This window comes from Aeromonas sp. ZOR0001 (assembly GCF_000801015.1).
In the GTDB taxonomy this organism is placed as follows: Bacteria; Pseudomonadota; Gammaproteobacteria; order Enterobacterales; family Aeromonadaceae; genus Aeromonas; species Aeromonas veronii.
In genome coordinates this window covers 84,873-111,432 of the sequence record NZ_JRJY01000033.1, presented here as the reverse complement: position 1 = coordinate 111,432, position 26,560 = coordinate 84,873, and the positions used below count along the sequence as shown (strand labels likewise).

Annotated in this window: 20 protein-coding genes; 12 read left to right on the top strand and 8 right to left on the bottom strand. The window is 58.3% G+C overall.

Annotated elements, in window-relative coordinates:
* Positions 1 to 31 precede the first annotated feature (31 nt).
* On the bottom strand, positions 32 to 1,408 hold the full coding sequence (locus tag L972_RS20565) for a hypothetical protein (protein ID WP_081990684.1): 1,377 nt from the start codon (positions 1,406 to 1,408) through the stop codon (positions 32 to 34).
* Positions 1,409 to 1,568: 160 nt separating this feature from the next.
* Complete coding sequence (gene tkt, locus L972_RS03705; RefSeq protein WP_005338517.1) at positions 1,569 to 3,560, bottom strand: transketolase; 1,992 nt, start codon at positions 3,558 to 3,560, stop codon at positions 1,569 to 1,571.
* Positions 3,561 to 3,909: 349 nt separating this feature from the next.
* Here tkt and metK point away from each other — a divergent pair, with 349 nt between their 5' ends.
* The 7 genes from metK to ruvX all read left to right on the top strand — a co-directional run bounded on the left by metK (position 3,910) and on the right by ruvX (position 9,643).
* Positions 3,910 to 5,061, top strand: a complete 1,152-nt coding sequence (gene metK, locus L972_RS03700) for a methionine adenosyltransferase (RefSeq protein WP_005338519.1) — start codon at positions 3,910 to 3,912, stop codon at positions 5,059 to 5,061.
* A gap of 68 nt (positions 5,062 to 5,129) precedes the next feature.
* Positions 5,130 to 5,657, top strand: coding sequence for a SprT family zinc-dependent metalloprotease (locus tag L972_RS03695; RefSeq protein WP_047435655.1), 528 nt, complete (start codon positions 5,130 to 5,132; stop codon positions 5,655 to 5,657).
* 74 nt (positions 5,658 to 5,731) lie between these two features.
* Complete coding sequence (locus tag L972_RS03690) at positions 5,732 to 6,436, top strand: endonuclease (protein WP_021229195.1); 705 nt, start codon at positions 5,732 to 5,734, stop codon at positions 6,434 to 6,436.
* 119 nt (positions 6,437 to 6,555) lie between these two features.
* Positions 6,556 to 7,287, top strand: a complete 732-nt coding sequence (gene rsmE / locus L972_RS03685; RefSeq protein ID WP_047435652.1) for a 16S rRNA (uracil(1498)-N(3))-methyltransferase — start codon at positions 6,556 to 6,558, stop codon at positions 7,285 to 7,287.
* A gap of 182 nt (positions 7,288 to 7,469) precedes the next feature.
* Complete coding sequence (gshB, locus tag L972_RS03680) at positions 7,470 to 8,420, top strand: glutathione synthase (protein ID WP_047435649.1); 951 nt, start codon at positions 7,470 to 7,472, stop codon at positions 8,418 to 8,420.
* Positions 8,421 to 8,622: 202 nt separating this feature from the next.
* On the top strand, positions 8,623 to 9,177 hold the full coding sequence (locus tag L972_RS03675; RefSeq protein ID WP_005349793.1) for a YqgE/AlgH family protein: 555 nt from the start codon (positions 8,623 to 8,625) through the stop codon (positions 9,175 to 9,177).
* A gap of 43 nt (positions 9,178 to 9,220) precedes the next feature.
* Positions 9,221 to 9,643, top strand: coding sequence for a Holliday junction resolvase RuvX (gene ruvX / locus L972_RS03670; protein ID WP_005343821.1), 423 nt, complete (start codon positions 9,221 to 9,223; stop codon positions 9,641 to 9,643).
* A 60-nt stretch (positions 9,644 to 9,703) separates the two neighbouring features.
* Here ruvX and dtpB read toward each other — a convergent pair whose 3' ends face one another.
* The 3 genes from dtpB to L972_RS03655 form a co-directional block, all read right to left on the bottom strand.
* Positions 9,704 to 11,209 (bottom strand): dipeptide/tripeptide permease DtpB, encoded by a 1,506-nt coding sequence (dtpB, locus tag L972_RS03665; RefSeq protein ID WP_047435646.1) that lies wholly within the window; start codon positions 11,207 to 11,209, stop codon positions 9,704 to 9,706.
* Positions 11,210 to 11,917: 708 nt separating this feature from the next.
* The gene (gene yidZ / locus L972_RS03660; RefSeq protein ID WP_047435643.1) at positions 11,918 to 12,880 is read right to left on the bottom strand and encodes an HTH-type transcriptional regulator YidZ; all 963 of its coding nucleotides are present in this window, start codon (positions 12,878 to 12,880) and stop codon (positions 11,918 to 11,920) included.
* A gap of 18 nt (positions 12,881 to 12,898) precedes the next feature.
* Positions 12,899 to 14,071 (bottom strand): MFS transporter, encoded by a 1,173-nt coding sequence (locus tag L972_RS03655; RefSeq protein WP_047435641.1) that lies wholly within the window; start codon positions 14,069 to 14,071, stop codon positions 12,899 to 12,901.
* Positions 14,072 to 14,392: 321 nt separating this feature from the next.
* Here L972_RS03655 and L972_RS03650 point away from each other — a divergent pair, with 321 nt between their 5' ends.
* The 3 genes from L972_RS03650 to L972_RS03640 are packed head-to-tail and all read left to right on the top strand — an operon-like array spanning position 14,393 to position 18,319.
* Positions 14,393 to 15,322 carry an AAA family ATPase gene (locus tag L972_RS03650; protein ID WP_407060759.1) on the top strand — a complete coding sequence of 310 codons (930 nt, stop codon included), beginning with the start codon at positions 14,393 to 14,395 and terminating at the stop codon, positions 15,320 to 15,322.
* Positions 15,322 to 16,317, top strand: coding sequence for a DUF58 domain-containing protein (locus L972_RS03645; protein WP_047435638.1), 996 nt, complete (start codon positions 15,322 to 15,324; stop codon positions 16,315 to 16,317). Before L972_RS03650 ends, L972_RS03645 begins: the two co-directional genes overlap by 1 nt.
* Positions 16,304 to 18,319, top strand: coding sequence for a transglutaminase family protein (locus L972_RS03640; protein WP_047435635.1), 2,016 nt, complete (start codon positions 16,304 to 16,306; stop codon positions 18,317 to 18,319). Before L972_RS03645 ends, L972_RS03640 begins: the two co-directional genes overlap by 14 nt.
* 62 nt (positions 18,320 to 18,381) lie before the next feature.
* On the opposite strand, the gene L972_RS03635 is transcribed toward L972_RS03640, so the two are convergent.
* Positions 18,382 to 19,812, bottom strand: a complete 1,431-nt coding sequence (locus L972_RS03635; protein ID WP_013724018.1) for an alanine/glycine:cation symporter family protein — start codon at positions 19,810 to 19,812, stop codon at positions 18,382 to 18,384.
* A 700-nt stretch (positions 19,813 to 20,512) separates the two neighbouring features.
* On the opposite strand from L972_RS03635, the gene tal reads away from it, so the two are divergent.
* Together tal and L972_RS03625 are read left to right on the top strand one after the other, a co-directional pair.
* The gene (tal, locus tag L972_RS03630) at positions 20,513 to 21,463 is read left to right on the top strand and encodes a transaldolase (protein ID WP_047435632.1); all 951 of its coding nucleotides are present in this window, start codon (positions 20,513 to 20,515) and stop codon (positions 21,461 to 21,463) included.
* Between the two features lie 160 nt (positions 21,464 to 21,623).
* A complete protein-coding gene (locus L972_RS03625) occupies positions 21,624 to 21,806 on the top strand; it encodes a DUF3545 family protein (protein ID WP_005338547.1) in 183 nt (60 codons plus the stop codon).
* A 286-nt stretch (positions 21,807 to 22,092) separates the two neighbouring features.
* Here the strand turns inward: L972_RS03625 and accA are convergent, their stop codons facing one another.
* Together accA and dnaE are read right to left on the bottom strand one after the other, a co-directional pair.
* Positions 22,093 to 23,043, bottom strand: coding sequence for an acetyl-CoA carboxylase carboxyl transferase subunit alpha (accA, locus tag L972_RS03620; RefSeq protein WP_005338549.1), 951 nt, complete (start codon positions 23,041 to 23,043; stop codon positions 22,093 to 22,095).
* 15 nt (positions 23,044 to 23,058) lie between these two features.
* Positions 23,059 to 26,538 carry a DNA polymerase III subunit alpha gene (gene dnaE / locus L972_RS03615; RefSeq protein WP_042081101.1) on the bottom strand — a complete coding sequence of 1,160 codons (3,480 nt, stop codon included), beginning with the start codon at positions 26,536 to 26,538 and terminating at the stop codon, positions 23,059 to 23,061.
* Between the last annotated feature and the right edge of the window lie 22 nt (positions 26,539 to 26,560).

Below are 26,560 nucleotides of genomic sequence, written 5' to 3'. Positions count from 1 at the left end.
ATTGAATCGCCTTAAAAACGCGAACGTCCGATTATGCTTCGCTAATCGAACCTGCGAGCTCAGCCTCATCAGTATGAAACATTCTTCTTATGAAGAACCGAAAGTAACTTTGTGAAGTTAGATAGTCAACTCCAAGATATGGCATGTCACCATGAATGGGATGTTCAGTAAGGCCATAAAAATGAGATGCTTTATAATCAAGATCTGTTACATCTTCATATAACCGCCTTAATAAGCCTGTTGGTCTTACAAGAAAGCTATGACAGTAAACATCCTCTAGAAGAGACCGTTGATATTCTTCCCAATCTAAAAAGCCTTGATCAATATCTCCTTTTTCCCCATCTGTTGTCTGAGTGACCGCTTCAACAACACTCCGACCTATTATAAATAGCTGAGAGCTCCACACCGCATATAAATCAGACATTGTATCTTCATTATCATCGCGTGGAACTCCTTTTTTAATTAAGTCACAAATGTTTGGCAAATAATTTAGTGGCGCAGGAATCTCACTTGGTTTAATTTTTTTATTATCGACCAAGTACTGTGCACTTGCAGCCGCATAAGGGTTCAACCCAACTAATACAAGGGAGTTGGTGTATGGGAATTTTTCAGACAGCTCTGACCAAAGTTGAGAGCAATATACAAAACCATGAATCCCTGATTCTTCCATTTTTTGAGCGGCAATTGTCGATATACTATTGAATTGCTCTCTTAATTCAGCAGAGGGATTTTCTCCCTTAGGAGCATCCCAACGTTCTTCATCGTACTCCCAGACAATCTTACAAACACTAAAGTTATCTTCTTTAAAAATAACATGACTGAACGTTGCCAACTCATTATCTGTCGGAATCCATAACTTCAGCCTCAAAGAGGCTATATTACTTGGATCGTCAAAATAGGGGATCAGAGCAACTATTTTCCGATTATCAAATGTTAATGTTTGAATGACAGCATCTCGCGCGATACGAGTTTCCATCGGTGATATCAAAATATAAACACTATCTTCTCTACTCATAGCAGGAAATAATGTTGTCAGATGGTTTGAATATGCAAGCAGCTCAGTAAATGCTTGTCTTTCAGTCTGTTCACTTTTCTTTAACTCTATAATCCCCACCCCAGTATCGCCAGGAAATGTAGCTAAAAAATCAGCTCTAATTGTTGAATTTGATTGCTGTTCTAAAGGAACTTCACACCCAATTAATTTAATGCCGTATAGTTTGGCGTGAAACTCCTCCAGTTTTTTGTTGATTCTATTTCTTATTAAATTCTGTGCTGAAACGTTTGATAAGTCATCTTCAAATTTAAAAATATCTAGACCTACAGGTTCATCTAAGAACGAGTCAAAGCGCTCTCGATTACTCCAAATACAATCCTGTATTTCTCTTTCGGTAAAAGATATTTTTCCCATGTCGATCCTTATTTGTACTTTATTAAAGTTTAACTTTTCGCATTACTTGCAACCCTATCAATATTATTTACTTCTATCCATAAATGATATTTATAAATTTCAATAAAAAAAGCGCCTCCCGAGGGAGGCGCTTTTCAGTTCTATACAAAGCAATCAGGGATTACAGGGACTCTGCGGTCGCAACCACATTTTCCACGGTAAAGCCGAATTCCTTGAACAGCAGCTCGGCCGGTGCAGACTCACCGAAGGTGGTCATACCAATGATCTTGCCGCCGAAACCGACGTACTTGTACCAGTAGTCAGCGATGCCGGCTTCGATGGCCACACGCTTGGTGACGGAAGATGGCAGGACAGACTCTTTGTACTCGGCAGATTGAGCGTCGAACACGTCGGTAGACGGCAGAGAGACCACGCGCACGGCACGGCCCTTGGCAGTCAGCTGCTCGTAAGCGGCAACGGCCAGTTCCACTTCGGAACCGGTGGCGATCAGGATCAGCTCCGGAGTACCGGCGCAATCCTTCAGCACGTAGCCACCCTTGGCGGTATCGGCCAGCTGCTGGGCAGTACGGTCCATCTGGGCCAGGTTCTGACGAGAGAAGATCAGCGAGGTCGGGCCGTCGGTACGCTCGATGGCGTGTTTCCAGGCGATGGCAGATTCAACCTGGTCACACGGACGCCAGGTGCTCATGTTCGGAGTCAGACGCAGGGAGGCGATCTGCTCAACCGGCTGGTGAGTCGGGCCATCTTCACCCAGACCGATGGAGTCGTGGGTGTAAACGAAGATAGCGCGCTGCTTCATCAGGGCGGCCATGCGCAGGGCGTTGCGGGCGTACTCCATGAACATCAGGAAGGTAGCGCCGTAGGGGATGAAACCACCGTGCAGGGCGATACCGTTCATGATGGCGGACATGCCGAACTCGCGTACACCGTAGTGGATGTAGTTGCCGGAGGCATCGTCGTTGGTCAGGGACTTGGAGCCGGACCACATGGTCAGGTTGGACGGCGCCAGGTCGGCAGAGCCACCCATGAACTCCGGCAGCAGCTTGCCGAACGCTTCCAGAGAGTTCTGGGACGCTTTACGGGTAGCAATCTTGGCCGGGTTGGCTTGCAGGGTTTCGATGATCTTGGCGGATTCGGCAGCCCAGTTGGCCGGCAGTTCGCCAGCGGTGCGGCGCTTGAATTCGGCAGCCAGCGTCGGGTGAGCGGCTTCATAGGCAGCGAACTTGGCAGCCCAGTCGGCTTCCAGTGCAGCACCCTTCTCCTGAGCGTTCCACTCGGCAGCGATATCGGCCGGGATAACGAACGGAGCGTGGTCCCACTTCAGGAAGGCACGAGCAGCGGCGATCTCGTCGTTGCCGAGCGGTGAACCGTGGCAGTCGTGAGAACCGGATTTGTTCGGGGAGCCGTAACCGATGATGGTGCGGCAGCAGATCAGGGTCGGCTTGCCGGTCTCGGCCTTGGCGGCTTCGATGGCGGCATTGATGGCTTCCGGGCTGTGACCGTCAACAGCCGGGATTACGTGCCAGCCGTAGGCTTCGAAACGCTTGACGGTGTCGTCGGTGAACCAGCCTTCTACGTGACCGTCGATGGAGATACCGTTGTCATCCCAGAACGCGATCAATTTGCCCAGTTGCAGGGTACCTGCCAGGGAGCACGCTTCGTGGGAGATACCTTCCATCAGGCAGCCGTCGCCCATAAAGGCGTAGGTGTAGTGGTCAACGATATCGTGGCCCGGCTGGTTGAACTGCTCAGCCATGGCTTTTTCGGCGATCGCCATACCAACGGCGTTGGTGATGCCCTGACCCAGCGGGCCAGTGGTGGTTTCCACGCCCGGTGCATAGCCGTACTCCGGGTGACCCGGGGTGCGAGAGTGCAGTTGGCGGAAGTTTTTCAGATCGTCGATGGAGAGGTCATAACCGGAGAGGTGCAGCAGGGAGTACAGCAGCATGGAGCCGTGGCCGTTGGAGAGAATGAAACGGTCGCGGTCGGCCCACTTGGGGTTGTTCGGGTTATGTCTGAGGTGGCTACGCCACAGCACTTCGGCGATATCCGCCATTCCCATGGGGGCGCCCGGGTGACCGGAGTTGGCTTTTTGAACGGCATCCATACTCAATGCACGAATGGCATTGGCAAGCTCTTTACGAGAAGGCATCTGAATCTCCTGCGATTGCTTCATTTGATGGCCAAGATTAAGGCGCGTTATTGTCCCAGCAGGGCGCGCGGCGTGCAAATATTATCTGGATGAATAAAGTGGCTTTGGGAGGACAATCGCTTTTCTTGCCCTCTATTGACCAAAGCAACCAGAGAAAAACGTTTGATTTCCATCCCTTTCGGGATAGGAGAGCACCGCTTGTGACCCATTGGACACTGCGCGACAAAATAGTGCTGGCAATCGGGGGGGGCGCTAATTAAAATAGACGTCCAGATGTAGATACCTCTACACCATCCCATTCATCCGGTTATTGCTGTGGCGATAACCCAGACAAGCTGAGACTCTTATCATGGCAAAGCTGTTTACTTCCGAGTCGGTCTCCGAAGGCCATCCCGACAAGATTGCGGACCAGATCTCCGATGCGGTACTGGACGCCATCCTCAAGCAAGATACCAAGGCACGCGTTGCCTGCGAGACCCTGGTCAAGACCGGTATGGTCATGGTGGCCGGCGAAGTAACCACCTCTGCCTGGGTTGATATCGAAGAGATCGTGCGTGATACCGTACGTGAAATCGGCTACACCCACTCCGACATGGGCTTCGATGCTGACTCCTGCGCCGTGCTGAACGCTATCGGCAAGCAGTCCCCGGATATCAACCAGGGCGTTGACCGCAGCGATCCGCTGGAGCAGGGCGCTGGCGACCAGGGCCTGATGTTCGGCTACGCCACCAACGAAACCGACGTGCTGATGCCGGCCCCCATCACCTACTCTCACCTGCTGGTGAAGCGTCAGGCTGAAGTGCGCAAGAACGGCACCCTGCCGTGGCTGCGTCCGGATGCCAAGAGCCAGCTGACCTTCGCCTACGACGACGCAGGCAAGATCATCGGTGTGGATGCCGTTGTGCTGTCTACCCAGCACGCCGAATCCATCAGCCACAAAGATCTGGTTGAAGCGGTACGCGAAGAGATCATCAAGCCGGTGCTGCCGGCCGAGTGGGTCAACAAGGACACAAAATACTTCATCAACCCGACCGGCCGTTTCGTTATCGGCGGCCCGATGGGTGACTGCGGTCTGACCGGTCGCAAGATCATCGTCGACACCTACGGCGGCATGGCCCGTCACGGTGGTGGCGCCTTCTCCGGTAAGGATCCGTCCAAGGTTGACCGCTCCGCTGCTTACGCCGCCCGCTACGTTGCCAAAAACATCGTTGCCGCCGGTCTGGCCGATCGCTGTGAAATCCAGATCTCCTACGCCATCGGCGTGGCCGAGCCGACCTCCATCAGCGTCGAGACCTTCGGCACTGCCAAGGTCGCCGAAGAGCTGCTGGTCAAGCTGGTACGCGAGCACTTCGAACTGCGCCCGTATGGCCTGATCGAAATGCTGGATCTGAAGCGCCCGATCTACCAGGCTACCGCTGCCTACGGTCACTTCGGTCGCGACGAGTTCCCGTGGGAGCAGACCGACAAGGCCGAACTGCTGCGTTCCGCCGCTGGCCTGTAAGGCTCGCTGTTGTGATAGAAGGGGAGCCTGGCTCCCCTTTTGCTTATCCGCCATTTGACGAGATGTTGATGTCTGCCACCCCTGCCCAGCTTGTCGCCCTGCTGCAACAACGCGTAGAAGCCTGTTTTGTGCAGGCCGAGGCGCGCCTTGGCCGCACCTTCCCCCGCCCGCAGATCTACTGCAATATGCGGGGCCGGGCGGCGGGATCGGCGCGGCTGCAAACCTGGGAGCTGCGCTTCAATCCCGCCCTCTATCAGGCCAACCAGCAGGCGTTTCTGGATGAGGTCGTGCCCCACGAGGTGGCCCATCTGCTGGTCTATGCCCTGTGGGGTGAAGGTCGCGGCAAAAGCCGGGTCTTGCCCCACGGCCGCCAGTGGCAATCGGTGATGCGGGAGCTGTTCGGCCTTGAGCCCAGAACCACCCACAGCTTCGATCTGGCGGTACTGGCCCAGTGCACTGTGCCCTATCGCTGTCACTGCCAGCAGCATCAACTGTCGATACGCCGCCACAACAAGGTGGTGCGCGGCGAGGCCCGCTACCACTGCCGCCGCTGCAAGCAACCGCTGGAGCGGGAACGGCCGGAGCCAGAGCAGTAAGCCAGCGTGTGTCGCGCCCCTGTGGTAGGGTGCCCACCATCGTTCGTCAATCACCCCGTTTTGCAAGGAATCCCATGCGTTTCATCTCCTCCCTCGCCCTGACCCTGCTGGCCGGTTTGCCGCTGCTCAGCGCCCCCCTGCACGCCCAGACCTTTCGCGAAGCCAAGCAGGATCTGGTGAAGCTCTACCGCAGCCAGCCTGCGGTCACCACCTTTTACTGCGGCTGTGACATCGACTATCAGGGCAAGAAAATGAGCCCGGATCTGGCCAGCTGCGGCTATGAGCCGCGCAAGCAGGCCAAGCGAGCCGCCCGCATCGAGTGGGAACACGTGGTCCCGGCCTGGGAGTTCGGCCACCAACTGCAATGCTGGCAGGATGGCGGTCGCAAGAACTGCGAAAAAGCGAGCCCCGAGTTCAACAAGATGGAGGGGGACATGCACAACCTCTTCCCCGCCATCGGCGAGGTGAACGGCGATCGGGCCAACTACCGCTTCTCCGACTGGAACGGCAAGCCGGATCAGTACGGCCAGTGCCAGATGCTGGTGGATTTCAAGGATCGTCGGGTGCAGCCGCCCAAGGGGCCGGTGCGGGGCCAGATTGCCCGCGCCTACCTCTACATGAGCCAGCAGTATGGGCTGCGTCTGGCGGCGCAACAGCGTAAACTGTTTGAAGCCTGGGATCGCCAGTACCCGGCAGAAGGCTGGGAGTGCGAGCGCAACCGCCGCATCGGCAAGCTGCAGGGCAATACCAATCCCTTTATTGAAAAGCAGTGCCAATAACCCCATTTGACCAGGGAGGGGGATCGCCCCTCCTATCATGAAACCCTTCTTCACCGCAGCGTGAGCCTTGCTCGCCGCAGGATATAAAGGGTTTCCAAGCAAGAGACTGACAAGCAGCCATGCGCATTCCACGTATCTATGAACCGGCCACCCTGCAAGTTGGCCAGACCATCGCCCTGTCGGAAGACGGCGCCAACCATATCGGCCGGGTACTGCGCATGCAGCCGGGCCAGCAGCTCGAGCTGTTCAATGGCGATGGCAATCAATACCCCGCCACCATCGCCAACGTCGGCAAGAAGTCGGTGGAAGTGACCATCGACAGCTGCGACGTCCAATCGGTGGAGTCACCGCTGGCCATTCATCTGGGTCAGGTGATCAGCCGTGGCGACAAGATGGACTTCACCATCCAGAAATCGGTGGAGCTGGGCGTCACCTGCATCACCCCACTCTTCTCCGAGCGCTGCGGCGTCAAGCTGCCGACCGATCGGCTGGAGAAGAAGCGCGAACAGTGGCAGAAGGTGGTGATCAGCGCCTGCGAACAGTGCGGCCGCAACGTGGTGCCAGAGGTGCGCATGCCGATGGAGCTGGACGCCTGGCTGGCGGAAGAGACCAAAGAGCTCAAGCTCAACCTGCACCCGCGGGCCGAGTACAGCATCAACACTCTGCCCGTTCCCGAGCACGGCGTGCGCCTGCTGATTGGCCCGGAAGGGGGCTTGTCGAGCGACGAGATCGCCCGTACCGTGCAGGAAGATTTCAAAGAGATGCTACTGGGGCCGCGGGTGCTGCGCACCGAAACCGCCGCCCTGACCGCGATTACTGCGCTGCAGTGCCGCTTTGGCGATCTCGCTTGAAACCAGTCCAATGTCTTACTACGAGGTCGTGATCAAGGCTCATGCGCTGCTCGGAATCCTCACGTATATCTATACGCTCCAGTTCCTGCGCTGCTCTTTACCTTGCTGACGACCTCTCGCGACAGACTTTGAACAGGTTTTAAGAATCTCACTCGCAATCGAGCCACAAGAAGGATATTCGGATGACCATTAAACTCGGCATCGTGATGGACCCCATCTCGGCCATCAACATCAAGAAAGATTCCAGCTTTGCCATGCTCGAAGAGGCGCAAAAGCGCGGCTATGAGCTCTTCTATCTGGAGATGAAGGATCTCTACATGGAAGCCGGTCGCGCCTTTGGCACCATGCGCCCGCTCACCGTCAAATATGACTATGCCGACTGGTACACGCTGGGCGAGGTGGTGGATCAGCCCCTCTCCAACCTCGATGTGATCCTGATGCGCAAGGATCCGCCGTTCGACACCGAATTTATCTACGCCACCTACATGCTGGAGCGGGCCGAGGATGAGGGTTGCCTTATCGTCAACAAGCCGCAGAGCCTGCGCGACGCCAACGAGAAGCTCTACACCGCCTGGTTTGCCGAGCACACCCCGACCACGCTGGTGACCCGCCGCGCCGACAAGCTGCGCGCCTTCCACGCGAAACACAAAGACGTGATCCTCAAGCCGCTGGACGGCATGGGCGGCGCCTCCATCTTCCGCATGAAGGAAGATGACGCCAACGTCGGCGTGATCATCGAGACCCTGACCGCCCACGGCAGCCAGTACTGCATGGCGCAGACCTATCTGCCCGCCATCAAGGATGGCGACAAGCGGGTACTGGTGGTGGACGGTGAACCGGTTCCCTACTGCCTCGCCCGCATTCCGGCGCAAGGCGAGACCCGTGGCAATCTGGCAGCCGGTGGCCGTGGCGAGGCGCGTCCCCTGAGCGAATCCGACTGGGCCATCGCCCGCGCGGTGGGCCCGACGTTGAAAGAGAAGGGGCTTATCTTCGTCGGCCTCGACATCATCGGCGATCGGCTGACCGAGATTAACGTCACCAGCCCGACCTGCATTCGCGAGATTGAAGCAGCCTTCGACGTGCACATTACCGGCATGCTGATGGATGCCATCGAGCGCCGGCTGGGCAAATAATCGCCAGGCAGGCTAAACCGGCCTGTTCAGGGGTTACCCGCCCCCGACAAGCCCGAAAACAGAGAGGGTGGCCCAGCGCCACCCTCTCTGTTTCAAGGCAATCCGGAAAGGGGCGGGATCTCGCCCTGCCCAAAAAGCGGTTTTTCCCATGGGGATCAACTGCCATAATTGACCTCAAATACCTTTGCACTATTTGGCCTCTATGCAAACACTGCAAAATCACTTCCTGCTTGCCATGCCAAGCCTGACAGATCCCTATTTCGAACGCTCGCTGGTCTATCTGTGCGAGCACAACGAAGAGGGCGCCATGGGACTGGTCGTCAACATTCCGGTCGAGATGTCGCTGGAAACCATGCTGACCCAGCTCCAGCTCAATCCGCCCAACAACCCGGAACTCAAGCAGCCGGTACTGCAAGGGGGGCCGGTTCACGCCGATCGCGGCTTCGTGCTGCACAGCTTCCGCCCCGGTTTCAACTCCACCCTGCAGGTGGGGGATGAGATGATGGTGACCACCTCCAAAGATATTCTGGAAACCCTGGGTACGAGCGAGGCTCCTGCCCATTGGCTGGTGGCCCTTGGCTATGCCGGCTGGAGCGCCGGGCAGCTGGAGCAGGAGCTGGTGGATGGCGCCTGGCTGGTGATCCCCCCCAATCCGGCTCTGGTGTTCAAGACCCCCATTCACAAACGTTGGCAGCAAGCTGCCGCCAGCATAGGGGTGAACCCGGTTCACCTCTCCAGCGATATCGGCCACAGCTGATCGGCTGGCCCGCTCCGCTCTCTATTTCGAGGATTTATCAGTTATGTCATCACGCAGCATCATGGGCTTTGACTATGGCACCAAGAGCATTGGCGTCGCCATCGGTCAGGAGCTGACTGGCACAGCCCAGCCTCTGCGCGCCCTCAAGGCCAACGACGGCATCCCCAACTGGGACGAGATTGAGAAGCTGCTCAAGGAGTGGCAACCGGATCTGCTGGTGGTCGGTCTGCCGCTGAACATGGATGGCACCGATCAGGAGATCACGGTACGGGCCCGCAAATTCGGCAACCGGTTGCATGGCCGTTTCGGCAAGCCGGTGGAGTTCAAGGATGAGCGACTCACCACCACAGATGCCCGCGCCCGGCTGTTTGAGCGAGGCGGCTATCGCGCGCTGGAGAAAGGCAGTGTGGACGGGGTATCGGCGCAGCTGATCGTCGAAGCCTGGATGGAAGAGCAGTACAACTAAGCCATCCACAGCAAGGCAAGGGTCGCAACCCTTGCCTTGTCTCGCACTATCCTCCCCTCATTACGCCTGTGATTGACCCGCGACCAGCCCTTCGACCTCTGTCGGCGTCGCATTCATCATCCGGTTCAGCCAGGGCACCATCAGCCCCATCACTACCGCAATCAGCAGGGTCACCATCCCGATCTTGCCAAATACGCCGGAGTAAATGGGCAAAGTTTGCAGCGGATCCGTCATCCCTTGCGGCACGGCGGTAAAAGTCGCCACATAGCCACCCAGCAGGGACGCCATCGCTTGAGTCAGGAACCACATTCCGAGAATGAAGCCCATCAGGCGTTGTGGCACCAGCGCGGCGACCATCGCCAGTCCCAGGGCACTGATCATCAGCTCGCCCAGACTCTGGAACAGGTAGATAAGCACCATAAACCAGGGGGAGGTCAGCCCCTGCTCATCGGCAAACCACCAGCCGGATGCCGCCGCCGTCAGAAAGCCCAGCGAGCAGAAGAACATCCCGAGGGTGAACTTGAGCGGCATGGTGAGATCCCGCCCCTTGCTGCCCATCCGGGTATAGATCATCGCGAGTACCGGGCTACCCACCACCACCCAGAAGGGGTTGAGCGCCTGGAAGCTGATGGGGTTGACGCTCATGCCCAGCATTTCGTGGTGCATGTTGTTGATGGCAAAGAAGTTCAGAGACGTCGGCATCTGGGCATACAGCACATAGAAGAGCACCGCCTCCAGCATCAGCACGAAGGCCACATACATCTTGTTGCGGCCCACAGTGTCGAGCCTGCACGCCTCGCGGAAGAAGAATATCACCACGGCGATGGTTACCGTCATCAATACCATGTTGGCGATCACCACGTGGTGCATCAGCCAGGCGCAGAAGAAGACCATGGCTACCGAGCCCAATATAACCAGCAGCAGCTTGCTGTAATTAAGTGGCAGGTAATCCGGCGCGGAGCCAATATCCTTGACCATATTGCGGCAGGCAAAGAAGGTGAGCAGCGCAATAATCAGCCCCACCCCGCACAGGTTATAGGTCACGGTATAGCCGTAGTGATCGGCAATCACCGGAGCGAGCGAGAGGGAAATAAGGGAGCCGATATTGATCGACATATAGAACAGGGTAAAAGCCCCATCCAGCCGCGGATCTTTTGGCTGGTAGCATTTTGACAGCAGGCTGGCCGGATTGGCCTTGAACAGACAGTTACCGACTGCAATGGTGCCCAGCGCATAGAAAATCAGGTCGGGATTGTAGATCGACAGACCGGTCATAAAGTAGCCTATCACCAGCACTACGGCCCCCAGCACCATGGTGCGCTTGGTCCCGAGTACATGGTCACCGACATAGCCACCGACCGAGATCAGACCATATACCAACGCCGAGAAGGCACCGAAGGTAATAAAGGATTGCTCTTGGGAAAAACCCAGTTGCTGCACAAAGAAAACCGCCAGGATCCCCTGCACGCCGTAATAACCGAAGCGCTCCCAGAGTTCGACGAAAAATATCATGAAAAAGGGTTTGGGTTGTTGTAACAACCCGGTCGGTGCTGTTGCTGGACGCATATCAACCTGCCTTTGCTGAGATTTATTTTTATTAATCTGGTGGTGGCTGCCGCACTATTTTTGCCCGCCATTGCCATAACGGGGAGCGCAGTCAGCCTGCCAATCTGGCTATTTTCGGGTGCACGGGCCCCGTTCGATGAAAGGTGTTTTTCATCTAGCCGGTTTCAATTACGGGTTATCGGGGGATGGTGAGTGGCGTCTCCCAGTACAGTTACCGGATCCGGGTTCTACCTTTGCTGCATCCCTTTACTCAAGCCGGTCTATCAACCTTGATGCTTATTCCCCTCAGCTCCGTCACTCATGGCTGGTGGCCAGATAGCCGGGGCATGATACGGCCACAGACGACCTGTGGGGTGGGCTCACTCCGCGCTCTACTGGCAGTCACCTACGCAGGCGCTATCTAACCCCGCCATTCCAAGGTGTGCCATGCTATATCACTGCAAATACAGGAACTTAATGGTCGATCACACTTTAAAATTGACCATTAGTGAAGTTTTCTAATGAAACCACATGAATTTTTTTCGTGAAAAGAGCTTCACTCGAGACGTGAAACCAAGGCCAATCTGTGCATAAAGAGAGTTGAATGGCACACAGTTGAACCCGAACTCGGCACTTAAGTCGTGCCAAAGCCCGCTCATCCGAGCGATGCGACAACAAAAAGCCGGAGCTGATGGCTCCGGCTGATCGATGGGCACAGTCACGCTCACATTAGCGTGGCGATTCGTCGTTGTAGAGTCGCCGGATCTCGTTGCGCAGCCACATCACCTTGGCATCCTGATTGTGCCGCTTGTGCCACAGCAAGATGAAGGCGATCTCCAGCTGGGTGTAGAGCTTCTCGGGGAGCGGCAGCGGCATGGCGATCAGATTGCCGTGATGCCGACTGGCATAACCACCGCAGTAGGAAGGGGCCACCGCAATCAGTTCGTGGCTCGACTGGGAGGCAATATGCAGCGCCTGCTCGAAGCTGGAGACCATGATGGGCACCTCCCGCTTCAGCCCCTCGTCCTCCAGCAGACTGTCGAGAGCCCAGGTATCGTTCGCTTCCCACACCATGCTGATCTGGGGGCAGGCCAGAAAGTTTTCCAGCGACCACTTCTGCCCGAGCAATGGGTGATCCTTGCGCAGGAACACCACCGGGCGATCGGTGAACAACACCTCGTGATCGATGTAGTAGGGCAAGCGGTTGATCTTGGCCCGAGAGCGGCCATGGGTCTCGCGGGCACAAAAGCCGAGATCCGCATCGCCGTTGACGATGTCGTTGAGGGAGTGGTGATCCCACCCCAGCATCCTGACCACAGAGTTGGGGTACTTCTGGTAGATGGTCATGGGCAGATCGCTCAGGAAGCTGATGTAGAAAGGGGACTCCATCACCAGCGTGAAGCGGGCACCGTCGGGGATCGCCTCGCTATTGAGCGAGGTGATGCTGTCGGTGAGCTGGAACCAGACCTTCAGCTCCTCCTCCAGGGTCAGGGAGAGGTTGGTGGGCTGCAACCCCTGCCGCACCCGCACAAACAGGGGATCGTCAAACCACTCCCGCAATTTGGCCAAAGACTTGCTTACCGCCGACGGAGTGACACAGAGCTTTTTGGCCGCCCCTGCCACACTGCGCTCCTGCATCAGGTACTTGAACACCACCAGCAGGTTCAAATCGAGTTCACCCAGATTGCGCATATCCCCTCTCATCTTCCATCAGCCCTGCGACCGCGCTTCACGGACCGCGAGCCATGGTAACAGCCCTTTGACAGCCAGGTAACTGAGCAGAGCCAGCATCAGGGCATAGATCAGCATCTCGGACGGAGTAAAGCCAAGTTGGCCCAGCAGCCAGATATAGAGGCCGGAGAGGCTGATCTGCATGATGCAGAGCACGGCGCTGGCAAACGCCACATTGTGCTGACAACCATCGAGCGCCTCCCCCATCGCCACTCCGAAGCCACAGGAGAAGCCGACACAGACCAACGCAAATCCCGGTAACAGCAGATGGATATTGCCCCCCAACTGCCAGCACCCGAGTAGAAAACACGCAGCCAGCAGATAAGCCAGATGGGATACCGCCAGCACCTTGTGCTTGCCAAGCCAGCGCAGCAACAGCGGCGTCAGGAAGGAGGTGGACATGCTCACCCCGGCCATCACCATCATCACGATGGAGTACTGCTCTGTGGTGAAACCAAACTCCTTCATCAGGATCAGCGGTGAGACGCTGACATAGACCAAAATAGAGGTCACGCTGGCACTGGTCAGCAGGGAGAGCAACATAAAGCGCGGGGAGCGCAGCAGGGCAAATGGCAGCGCAGCACCACTACCCGGTTGCCGAGCCGGGCGGGTCTCTTTGAGCAGAAGCAAGTTCACCAGACCGCTGACGGCCGCCACCAGCGCCATCGCCATGAAGATCCCGCGCCAGTCAAAATGGGACAGGATGAGGTAACCGAGCACCGGCGCCAGCACCGGGATCACGCAGATGATCCCGTTAATCATTGAAAGTGCCATCGCCAGCCGCTCCTGACTCAGCAAATCCCGCAGCACGGTAAAGGTCATGATATAGAGCGCCCCCGCCCCGACTCCCTGCCAGAAACGGCCGAAATAGAACTGGCCAATCCCCTCCGCATTGCCTGCCACCAGCGAGGCGAGGACAAAGATCAGCGCCCCCCCGAGCACCACCCAGCGCCGCCCGAAGCGATCGGCAATCATCCCGCCCAGCAGCACGGTGGCGGCCATACCGAACAGATAGATAGAGAAGGCGGTGTGGATCTGCGCCTCGCTCGCCTGCAGGGTATCGGCAATCTGGGGCACGGCGACCAGATAGAGATCGATCCCGACCGGATAGAGAATGATCATCAGACAAGTGCACAACAGGAATACAGGCATGAACGCTCCATAACAGATTGGCGTGCCGATGCCTGCCAGATCACAGCGACAGGCGAACAGTGGCGGCGCCAAGGTGGTGACAAAGGTAGCAACGCAGCGCGTCGCAATGGGGGCAACTATATGGGCGCCCAGCGCCCTCACCTAGTGAAGAGATGGCGATCGGTACATTCCAATCAGGAAATATTCTATTAAGTTGCGTGCCTAAGCGGCCATATTGAATCGACCAGAGGCCGTAATAAACCGGGTCACCGCCCGTCTGTTATCCGCCTTCGCCCTTGCGGGCGTATAAGCTGTAGGTGCGACGCAATACAGGGAATGTGTATGAAGGGAATGAAGAGAGAAGAGCAGATTGCCGGGCTGCTGGAAGCACTGGAGCAAGTCATTCTGGGCAAGCCGCTGCAACTGAAAATCGCGCTGGTGACCCTGCTGGCACGCGGTCATCTGCTGATCGAGGATCTGCCCGGTATGGGCAAAACCACCCTGGCCCACGCGCTGGCGCAGGTGCTGGGGCTGGCATGCAGGCGGATGCAGTTCACCGCCGATCTGCTCCCCGCCGACCTGCTGGGGCTGCAGATTTTTGACCCCCAGCAACAAACATTTCGCTTTCACCCCGGCCCCATCTTCACCCAGGTACTGCTGGCGGACGAGATCAACCGCGCCAGCCCCAAAGTACAGAGCGCCCTGCTGGAGGCGATGGCCGAGGGCAAGGTGAGCATTGAGGGGAATACGCATCCCCTCCCCGATCCGTTTTTCGTCATCGCCACCCAGAATCCGGCGGATCAGGCGGGCACCTATCCACTGCCGGAATCCCAGCTCGATCGCTTCGCCGTGCGACTCTCTTTGGGTTTTCCGCCACGTGAGGCGGAGCGCCAGCTGCTACGCGGCCACCAGCCGACTGGCCCGTTGCCCGCCATGCTGGATGCTGCCGGACTCGCCACCTTGCAAAGCGAAGGGGATGCCATCCATGTTTCCGATGCCACCCTCGACTACCTGCTGGCACTGGTGCACCAGAGCCGCTTTGATGGGGATCTGCCACAGCCCCTCTCCCCCCGGGCAGCCCAGACCTTGCTGGCGGTGAGCCGGGCCTGGGCGCTGGTGACGGGGCGGCGCTTCGTCACGGTGGAGGATGTGCAGGCAGTCTTCCCCTATGTGGCCGAGCATCGGCTGCGGGGCAGCTTTGGCGTACAGCACGGCGAAGCCTGTCCCCTTAGCCAGCGATTGCTGGCCTGGGTCGATCCGGACAATCCCTGATGAGCAAATTGCTAAACCGTTGGCAGCAGTGGCGAGCCCGCTGGCAGCGGCGCTGGCTCGACCGCCGCATTCCCCCGGCCCGCCAGATCACGCTGGGTACCCGCAGCCTCTTTATCCTCCCCACCCGCATGGGGCTGCTCTATCTGCTGGTGCTGCTCGCCATCTATCTGCTAGGCACCAACTACCAGAACAATCTGGTACTGCTGGTGGCCTACTGCCTCGGCAGCCTGTTTATGGCAGCCATGTGGCTCACCCACCGCAACCTGCTGGGGCTGGAGCTACTGGGAGGCCCGCTGGTACTGGGGGAAGCGGGTAGCCAGCTTCCTATCCGTATCTTGGTGCAGAGCCCGCGCCCGGTGCAGGCACTGCGTTTTAGCCTCAACGAAGGGATTCTCTGGCTCGCACAGGCCGACGCTGTGCCCAGCTCAGTTATCCTGCCAGTATCGGGCTCGCACCGCGGGCCACTGCTCCTTGGTCGATTGCGGGTCGAGAGCCGCTACCCCCTCGGTCTGTTTCGCTGCTGGTCCCTGCTGGACTTGCAGTTGGAGGGCTGGCTCGCCCCCAAACTCGCGTTCGGGGCGCTAAGAGGGGAACATGCGACCGAAAGCGAGGGGCATCAGGGCCAGCCAGCGCCAGCTACTCTCGGTGACTTCGATACCCTGCGGACACATCAGGCCGGTGAACCACTGAGCCGGGTCGCCTGGAAGCAACTTGCCCAGGGGCGCGGCCTGCTGACCAAGCAGTTCAATGAACCGCAGCAGGATGACACTCACCTCACCTTGCAGCGGGTCGCGGGTGGGGATCTGGAGCAGCGGCTGGCGGTGCTGGCCTGGTGGTGCGTCGATTACGGCAAGCGGGGCATCCCCTTCACCCTGACACTGACAAACCAGACGCTGGGACCCGATAGCGGCGCCGCCTTTGTGCAGCGCTGCCTGCTGGCACTGGCCCAATTCGATGCAACACCGCCGAAGAGCACGCCAGATGCTGCTCGATAACCGCCGCCTGCTACCACTCATCGCCCTGCAACAGCTGCTGCTGGTCGCGGCGCTCTGGCCCCAGTTGCAGCTCTGGGTAGTGGCAGTAGGCACCACCACCCTCGGCGTCCGGGCCATGATGCTGTGGCGCGGCTGGCCGCCCCTGCCTGCCCGCTGGTTGGCGCTGCTGGCCATCACCACTGTGCTGTTACTGGGGTTGCAGTGGCGCACATTGGGCACCCTGCCTGCCCTTATCAATCTGCTCTGGCTCGGCTATAGCCTCAAGATGATCGAGGTTCAGCGCGAACGGGATATCGAGCTGGTGCTGCTGCTCGCCTTCTTTCTGATCGCACTGGCGCTGGTGCAGCGACAGAGCATCGGCTGGACGGCCGGAATGACAGTAGCACTCTGGCTGGCAGTGACCGCGCTGGTGGCCGCCATCGCCCCCGAGCAGAAACGGCCTTGGCGCAGTGCGGGCGGCGCTCTGCTGCTGGCGCTTCCCCTGCTTATCACTCTTTTTTTGCTGCTGCCGAGGCTCCCCCCCCTCTGGCAGATGCCCACCACCAGCCGCGCCCTGTCGGGGCTTTCGGAAGAGCTGGCCCCCGGCGATATCAGCGAACTGGTCAACTCCTCCGAACTGGCGTTTCGGGTCACTTTTGCCGATGGCCCGCCCCCTGTCCGCGAGCGCTACTTTCCGGTGATGCGCCAAGAAGTTTTCGATGGCCAGCGCTGGTTGCTGAGCCCCGAGGTCAGGGCGTGGCAACGGACAGTGCCGGTGCAGACCGGGCTGACCCTTCTGGCATCCTCTTCACAGGCCAACACTCAACTGGCAGATAGTCCGTTACCCGCCGGGAGCTACGAGGTGATCGCCGAGCCCCAGCGCCACCGCTGGGCCTTTGCCCTGAGTGAACCGCGTCTGCTGGCGGGCCCGGTGCTGCTAACCCCTCTAGACACCCTCTATCGACAGGGGAGCGGCGAGGTGGCGATCCGCTATCGGATTGGCCGCGGCGAAGCACAGATCGAGGACGACCACCAAGCCGCCCAGCGCAACCTGCAACTGCCAGCCAGAGGCAACCCGAGAGCGCGCGCCTATGGCCAAGAGCTTGCGGCACGCTATCCAGAACGCGCAGCGCTGGTCGCCGCCCTGCTCGCGCAGTTTCGCAGCCAATCCTATTACTACACTCTGACCCCGCCACGGCTTGGCCGTGACGGGGTGGATGAGTTCCTGTTCGATACCCGACGCGGCTTTTGCGGCCACTACGCCATGGCGACCGCTTTCGTACTGCGCGCTGCCGGTATTCCGGCACGGCTGGTCACCGGTTATCTCGGCGGCGAGTGGAATCCCACGGGCAACTATCTTGCGGTACACCAGTTCGATGCTCATGCTTGGGTGGAGTATCTCGATGAAGGGGGATCATGGCGGCGAATCGACCCCACGGCTGCGGTGGCGCCGGAGCGTATTGAAGGCGGCGTGAGGGAAGCGCTGAGCGACGAGTTTACCGCTGCCGACCCCCTCGCTTTGCAGCGTTATCGCAACTGGGCTCTGCTCAATCAGCTGCGCTGGTGGGGCAACAATATCGACTACCAGTGGAGTCGCTGGGTGATTGGTTACGATGCGGGCCAGCTCTGGCAGCAAATTGGCCTGCGCTGGCCTGCACTGGCGAGTCATACACCCTGGTTGATCCTCGCCAGCCTGATGCTGGTCGCCCTGCTGGTGAGCCTGCCCCTGCTGTTGCCCGCCCGCCTGCCGCCAGAGCGGCGCATCTGGCAGCCCTTGCTCAAACGGGGCAAACGCAGTGGTTACCTACCCCAGCCCGCCGAAAGCATGGGGACATGGTGCGAGCGGCTGGCACGGCAGCGTCCCGACCTTGCCCACGCCCTGCTAAAGAGTGCGTGGCTCTATCGACTCTGGCGTTATGCCCCCCTCAGCGAACGGCAACAAGGGCGCTGCGGGCGCCAGTTACGACGGCGTGTCAGACAGCTCGCCCAGCGCTGGGATCAGCCGCCGAAGAGCGGCTCATAAAAGAAGGGGGAGCCACCGGCTCCCCCTTCAGGTTTTAATCAAGAGGTCTGACTCACCGCTTGTTACTTTTTGGTCGGATTGTCCCAGATCCCCTCTTCCAGCTGGGAACGGATCTCGGGGTATTTGTTGGCATCGAAGGTGGGCACCTTGCCCAGCCGGAGCTGGTCGTTGTAATCCTTGGCCAGCTTGATGGCAACGCTGGAGAGCAGCAGGATAGCCACCAGGTTGACGATGGCCATCAGTCCCATGGAGACATCCGCCATCGCCCACACGATCGGCAACTCACCCACGGCACCGAACATAACCATCCCCAGCACGAACACCCGGAACAGCATCAGGCCACCCTTGTGGTTGTGCTCGAGGAACACCAGATTGGTCTCGGCATAGGAGTAGTTCGCCACGATAGAGGTGAAGGCGAAGAAGAAGATGGCCGCAGCAATGAAGATGTTGCCACCGCTGCCAATCTGGGAGGAGAGCGCCCGCTGGGTCAGCTCGACACCGGTCACGCCGGAGCCCGGCTCAAACTGACCGGACATCAGGATGATGGCGGCGGTACAGCTGCAGATGACGATGGTGTCCATAAAGACCCCCAGCATCTGCACATAACCCTGGGAGGCCGGGTGCGGCGGATAGGGAGTGGCAGTCGCCGCAGCGTTGGGCGCAGAGCCCATCCCCGCTTCGTTAGAGAAGAGACCGCGCTTGATACCGTTGATCATCGCCTGGGAGATGGCATAACCCAGCGCACCCGAGCCTGCCTGCTCAATCCCGAAGGCGGACTTGATGATCAGCATGAAGACATGAGGCAACTCGGTGATGTTCATCGCCACGATCACCAGCGCCAGCAGGATATAAGCCAGTGCCATAAAGGGCACCACCAGCTCGGCAAAACGGGCAATGCCACGAATGCCGCCGAAGATAATCAGGCCGGAGAGCGCCACCAGCGCCAGACCGCTGACCCAGTCAGGAATGCCAAACGCCACCTTCATCGCCAGACTGATGGAGTTGGCCTGCACCGCGTTGAACACCAGGCCAAATGCCAGGATCAGGCAGAGCGAAAACACCACCCCCATCCAGCGCATGCCAAGGCCTTTCTCCATGTAGTAGGCCGGGCCACCACGGTAGTTGCCATCCTCATCCTTGACCTTGTAGAGCTGGGCCAGGGTGCTTTCAACGAAGGCGGTCGCCATGCCGATAAAGGCAATCAGCCACATCCAGAAGATGGCGCCGGGGCCACCCAGATAGATGGCGACAGCCACACCGGCCAGGTTGCCGGTGCCGACACGGGCGGCAAGGCTGGTACAGAGGGCCTGGAAGGAGGAGATGCCTGCGTTGTCCGATTTACGGCTGTTTTTCAGCACGGAAAACATGTGGCCAAAGTGACGGATCTGGATAAAACCCAGGCGGAAGGTGAAAAAGATACCGACCCCGATGAGCAGGTAGATGAGCACGGCTCCCCACATCAGGTCGTTTAGCATCGCAATCAAGGTGTCCATAATTCTCTCGTTGTTATTCACATCCATGGCCAGTCTGCGCTGACCGTTTTCTGTCTGTCGTTTAATTAGCGTTTCGCTAAAGGGGCGGAATCTAGCACAGCGGGAGAGCCCGGAATAGTGATCCCGGTCACGCGAGACACAAAAAACGAACGGTAAAAGCCCATAAAGCTCCATTTAAATCGCAAATTTCAACAAACTCAATAATTCAATCAGACAGGCCACCATTAAGCCCCATAAGAGAACCTTTTTGATATATCCCTGATGAGCTATGCGAAAACGCAAACGCTTGCATGAAATGGCTTTCAAACGGAGACATTTCGCCAAACGTTTTCGCTGTAATTAAATTTCAAGTACGTAGCGAGATAATTTATGTGATCGACGACACAAATATGGATATTGGCTAAAAAAGTTCAGCTGAAAGCAAACCGGAGCGAGGTCGGAATGAAATGTAAAAAACCTTACTAATCATATAGTTTCAAGCCATAAAACGGGATAACTCAACAGCCTGAATGTTTAACAACCAAGCGTCCCTATTGCAGGATGCAGCACATCAGTATTAATTAGGCAGGCAATGACGATGGGCCGCCCCCATCGCGCTTTTCTGAGCCTGAGGCACCAAGATCCTGTAATTTTATTTCAGAACCACCGTCTCAAGCCCGCAACCCAGGGATTACTCCCTCATTAAGAGATGATATTCGCTATGGCCGATAAATTAACCCAGCTGAAAGCCCTGACCACTGTTGTTGCCGACACCGGTGATATCGAAGCCATCAAACGCTATCAGCCCATCGATGCCACCACCAACCCCTCTCTGGTTTTGAAGGCCTCCGAGATCCCCGAGTACGCTCCGCTGATCGAAGACGCCATCAAGTGGGCCAAAGCCCAGAGCCAGGACAAGGCACAGCAAATCATCGACGCGGGCGACAAGCTGGTCGTCAACATCGGTCTGGAAGTGCTGAAGATCGTTCCGGGCCGTATCTCTACCGAAGTGGATGCCCGTCTCTCCTTCGATACCGAAGCCAGCATCGCCAAGGCCCGCAAGCTGATCCGTCTTTACAACGAAGCGGGTATCAGCAACGACCGCATTCTGATCAAGCTGGCCTCCACCTGGGAAGGGATCCGTGCCGCCGAGGTTCTGGAGAAAGAGGGTATCCAGTGCAACCTGACCCTGCTGTTCTCCTTCGCCCAGGCCCGTGCCTGTGCCGAAGCCGGTGCCTTCCTGATCTCCCCGTTCGTGGGTCGTATCCTCGACTGGTACAAGGCCAAAAATGGCCGTGATTACACCGCCAGCGAAGATCCGGGCGTGGTCTCCGTCACCTCCATCTACAACTACTACAAGCAGCACGACTACCCGACCGTGGTGATGGGCGCCAGCTTCCGCAACACCGGCGAGATCCTGGAACTGGCCGGTTGCGACCGCCTGACCATTGGCCCGGCCCTGCTGGAAGAGCTGAGCAAGACCGAAGGCGCCGTGGTACGCAAACTGGACTACACCGGTGAGCGCAAGGCCAAACCGACTCCGATGACCGAAACCGAATTCCGCTGGGAACTGAACCAGGATGCCATGGCTCACGAGAAGCTGGGCGAAGGCATCCGCATGTTCGCCATCGACCAGGGCAAGCTGGAAACCATGCTGGCAAGCCGCCTGTAATCGGTTCTTTTTTCTGATAAAAACCGGGCCCCCACCAAGGGGCCCGGTTTTTTTTCATGGGCTTTTTTAGCGCTGTCATAGAGTCGTCACGAAAACGTTTTAATTTCAGATTCGTTATGTTATACGGGTGGTGAAAACGATAAAAACCAAGGAGGGAGCCATGGAAATGTTCAACTTCGATTATGACGAGGTGGTTGAACTCGGTTCGCGTAGCCGCGGGACAACGGGAAAAAAACGTAAATGGCGTGAAATCGAGGCGTTGAAAGACAAACATCGCCTGCAGAAGGAGCTGCAATCCATCGATATCGCCTATGAAGGTCTTACAGACGAGATTGAACTGTAATACCGCCAGACACCTGTAAAAGCGCTCCGCACAGCCGGGGCGCTTTTTATGCCGCAATCGGATGATCAAGCGGCTTGTCATGCCACCGCCAGCAATGCCAAACGATGCTGCAGGCTAATGATAGTCATCACCAACAGCGTGGCATACCAACCCTGCCCCACACCCACGAATGTAGACCTGCGCCGTTTCAGGGCGTGTTGGGGCACTCACCTGAATGGCAGATCAACCGCAATAAAAAGCCCCCGTCGCTGACGGGGGCCTGAATACTCGGGATTGACGGCTGCGCTTAGCAGTAGCCGTAGCCCAGCAGACGCTGGTAACGCTGCTCCAGCAGTTGCTCGGTATCGAGCGGACGCAGTGCGTCCAGATCCTGCTTGATGCGGGCCTTGAGGTTTTTGGCCATCTTCTCCACATCGCGGTGAGCACCGCCGAGGGGCTCGTCGATCACGTGGTCGATCAGCTTGAGCTCTTTCAGACGCTGGGCAGTGATACCCATCGCTTCGGCAGCCACAGAAGCTTTGTCAGCACTCTTCCACAGGATGGAGGCACACCCTTCCGGCGAGATGACGGAGTAGGTGGAGTACTGCAGCATGTTGACGCGGTCACCCACGCCGATTGCCAGCGCACCACCTGAACCACCCTCACCGATCACGGTGCAGACCACCGGCACGGTCAGACCGGCCATCACTTTCAGGTTGCGGGCAATCGCCTCTGACTGGCCACGCTCTTCGGCACCGACGCCAGGGTAAGCGCCCGGGGTGTCGATAAAGGTGATGATCGGCATCTTGAAGCGCTCGGCCATCTCCATCAGACGCAGGGCCTTGCGGTATCCTTCCGGACGCGGCATGCCGAAGTTGCGCTTGATTTTCTCTTTGGTCTCGCGACCCTTCTGGTGACCAATCACCATCACCGGCTCACCGTCGAGACGGGCGATGCCGCCGACGATAGCCTTGTCATCGGCATAGGCGCGATCGCCAGCCAACTCGTCGAAATCGGTGAAGATATGCTCGATATAGTCAAAGGTGTAGGGGCGCTGGGGATGACGCGCCATCTGGGATACCTGCCAGGCACCCAGATCACCGAAGATCTTCTTGGTCAGCTCTTCGTTTTTCTTCTCCAGCCGGCGGATCTCGTCTTTCAGATCCACGGCGTGATTGCCTTCACTCACATGTTTGAGTTCATCAATCTGCGCCTGCAACTCGGCAATCGGCTGTTCAAAATCCAGAAAAAGACTCATAGGGCCTTAGAACCTCTAATCAAAAACCAATTCAACCCGCTCTCGTCCAAGCAGGACTCGCAAGTCATCTATCAGTTGATCGGTGGGCGTCACCCGCCACTCGGTACCGAGCGTCAATCGCACCCGGGAGCCGGGGCGACGATAGTTTACCTGAACCGGACAGACTCCGGCACGGGCGGGCTCCAAAATCTCGCACAAACGCGGGAAAAAGCGATCATCAATCCGCTGTTCATCGAGGGAGATGCGGATTGCTCTGGCAAAACGCTCCCTCGCATCGTTGATATCCAGTAATTCTCGAGCAGACATTTTAAGGCCACCGGAGAAGTCATCAAAGCTGACCTGTCCAGAAACCACCAAAATGCGGTCTTTTTGCATCAATTCTTCATATTTTTCCAGCGCTTCACTGAACAGGGTCACATCGAGGCGACCGGAACGGTCGTCCAGGGTGAAGATCCCCATCTTGTTGCCACGCTTGGTCACCATGCTGCGGGCCGCAATCACCAGCCCCGCCGCCGTGGTCACGGTATCGCGGGAGGTGGGATGCAGATCGCACAGGCGACCCGAGGTATAACGACGCAATTCGCTGCTGTACTGGTTGATGGGGTGACCGGTGAGATAGAGCCCGAGGGTCTCGCGCTCCCCTTCCAGCCACACCTTGTCAGGCCAGTGCGGCACGTTGGCAAACGCCTTCTTGACGTCGTCAATCTCTTCGGTGAGCACGCCGAACATGTCGACCTGCCCCACCGCCTGCGCCTTGGCGTGCTGCTCGGCGGCACGCATCGCCTCCTCCAGCGTTGCCATCAGGGCGGCGCGGTGGGGGCCGAGCCGATCCATGGCGCCGGAAAGGATCAGCTTCTCCATCACCCGCTTGTTGAGCTTCTTGATGTCGACCCGGTTGCAGAAGTCGAACAGATCGCGGAACGGGCCGTCCTGATCCCGGGCGCTCAAGATCGCATCGATGGGGCCTTCACCGACCCCTTTCACCGCCCCGATCCCGTAGACGATATGGCCATCTTCGTTGACCGAGAAGCGATAGCGGCCGGTGTTCACATCCGGCGGAATCACGGTGAGCCCCATCCGCTGACACTCATCCACCAGGGTCACGATCTTGTCGGTGTTGTCCATATCGGCGGTCATCACCGCCGCCATGAACTCGGCCGGGAAGTGGGTCTTGAGCCAGAGGGTCTGGTAGGAGACCAGCGCATAGGCGGCGGAGTGGGATTTGTTGAAGCCGTAGCCCGCAAACTTCTCCACCAGATCGAAGATCTTCATCGCCAGTTCGCCGTCGACGCCATTCTTGACGGCGCCCTCCTCGAAACCGGCCCGCTGCTTGGCCATCTCCTCGGGCTTTTTCTTACCCATCGCCCGGCGCAGCATGTCTGCGCCACCGAGCGTGTAGCCCGCCAGGGTCTGGGCGATCTGCATCACCTGCTCCTGATAGAGGATGATGCCGTAGGTCGGTTCCAGAATCGGTTTCAGGCTCTCATGCTGCCACTTCTCGTCCGGATAGGAGATCGCTTCATTACCGTGTTTGCGGTCGATGAAGTTATCCACCATGCCTGACTGGAGCGGGCCCGGTCGGAACAGGGCCACCAGTGCGATCATGTCTTCGAAGCAGTCGGGACGCAGCCGCTTGATGAGATCCTTCATACCGCGAGATTCCAGCTGGAATACCGCCGTGGTCTCGTAGCGCTGCAGCAGGTCGAACGACTTCTTGTCATCGATGGGGATGGCGGCGATATCCACCGGCGGCTTGCCCTCTTTGGCAAGACGCGGGTTTATCATACCTAGCGCCCAGTCGATGATGGTGAGAGTGCGCAGACCCAGGAAGTCGAACTTCACCAGACCGGCGTATTCCACATCGTTCTTGTCAAACTGGGTGACCGGGTGATGGCCCTCATCATCGCAGTAGAGCGGCGCAAAGTCGGTGATCTTGGTGGGTGCGATCACCACGCCACCGGCGTGTTTACCAGCGTTGCGCACCACCCCTTCGAGACGACGAGCCATGTCGATGAGGTCTTTGACCTCCTCATCCTGCTCGTAGAGCTCGGGCAGCTTGGGCTCGGCCTCGAATGCCTTGGCAAGCGTCATGCCCGGATCCGGCGGGATCAGCTTGGAGATACGATCCACAAAGCCGTAAGCGTGGCCCAGCACCCGGCCCACGTCCCGCACTACTGCCTTGGCCGCCATGCTACCGAAGGTGATGATCTGGGAGACCGCATCCCGACCATACATGTCGGAGACGTGCTCGATCACCTCGTCGCGCCGGTCCATGCAGAAGTCGACGTCGAAGTCGGGCATGGATACCCGCTCGGGGTTCAGGAAACGTTCGAACAGCAGGTCAAATTCCAGCGGGTCGAGGTCAGTGATCTTGAGGGCGTAGGCCACCAGAGAACCCGCCCCCGAGCCCCGGCCCGGGCCAACGGGAATGCCGTTGTCCTTGGACCACTGGATAAACTCCATCACGATGAGGAAGTAACCCGGGAAGCCCATCTGGTTGATCACTTTCAGCTCGATGTCGAGACGCTCGTCATACTCGGGACGACGCTCGGCCCGCACTTGCGGATCCGGGAACAGGAACTCGAGACGCTCCTCCAGACCCTCTTTCGACTTGGCCACCAGAAAATCTTCTGTGGTCATGTCGCCGGTCGGGAAGTTGGGCAGGAAGTACTCGCCAAGACGCACCGTCACGTTGCAGCGCTTGGCGATCTCCACCGTGTTTTCCAGCGCCTCGGGAATGTCGGCAAACAGCTCCGCCATCTCCTCCTGGCTGCGCAGGTACTGCTGGGGGCTATAGCGACGGGGGCGGCGTTTGTCCATCAAGGTATAGCCATCGTGGATGGCAACCCGGATCTCGTGGGCGTCGAAGTCATCGGCGTTGAGGAACACCACCTCGTTGGTGGCGACCACAGGCAGCTCGAACTCGGTGGCGATGGCCACCGCCATGTGCAGGTAGACCTCTTCGTCGGGTCGACCGGTACGCAGCAGTTCGAGGTAGTAGGCATCGGGGAAATGGGTCTGATAGAAGGCGACACACTGCTCGGTCATCTGCCGGTTGCCCTTGAGCAGGAACTTGCCCACATCCCCCTCGCGGCCACCGGAGAGGACGATCACCCCCTTGGCGTGTTCGGCGAGCCAGCTCTTGTCGATGACCGGCCGCCCCTGTACGTGGCCGCGCTGGTAACCGCGGGAAATAAGCAGGGTGATGTTCTGGTAGCCGTCGTTATCCATGGCCAGCAGGGTGAGGCGGAACTGCTCGTCGCCGAGCTCATCGCTCTGCACCCAGAAGTCGGCACCGACGATGGGTTTGATCCCCTTGCCGTGGGCGGCGCCATAGAAGCGCACCAGACCGCACATGTTCATCTGATCGGTCAGCGCCAGCGCCGGCATGTTGTTGGCCGCCGCCGCCCCGACGATGGGGTTGATCTTCTGCAGGCCATCGACCATTGAGAAGTCGGAGTGGACTCGCAGGTGGATAAAACGGGGGTCAGCCATCGTCATCTCCTCTCGCTGCTCA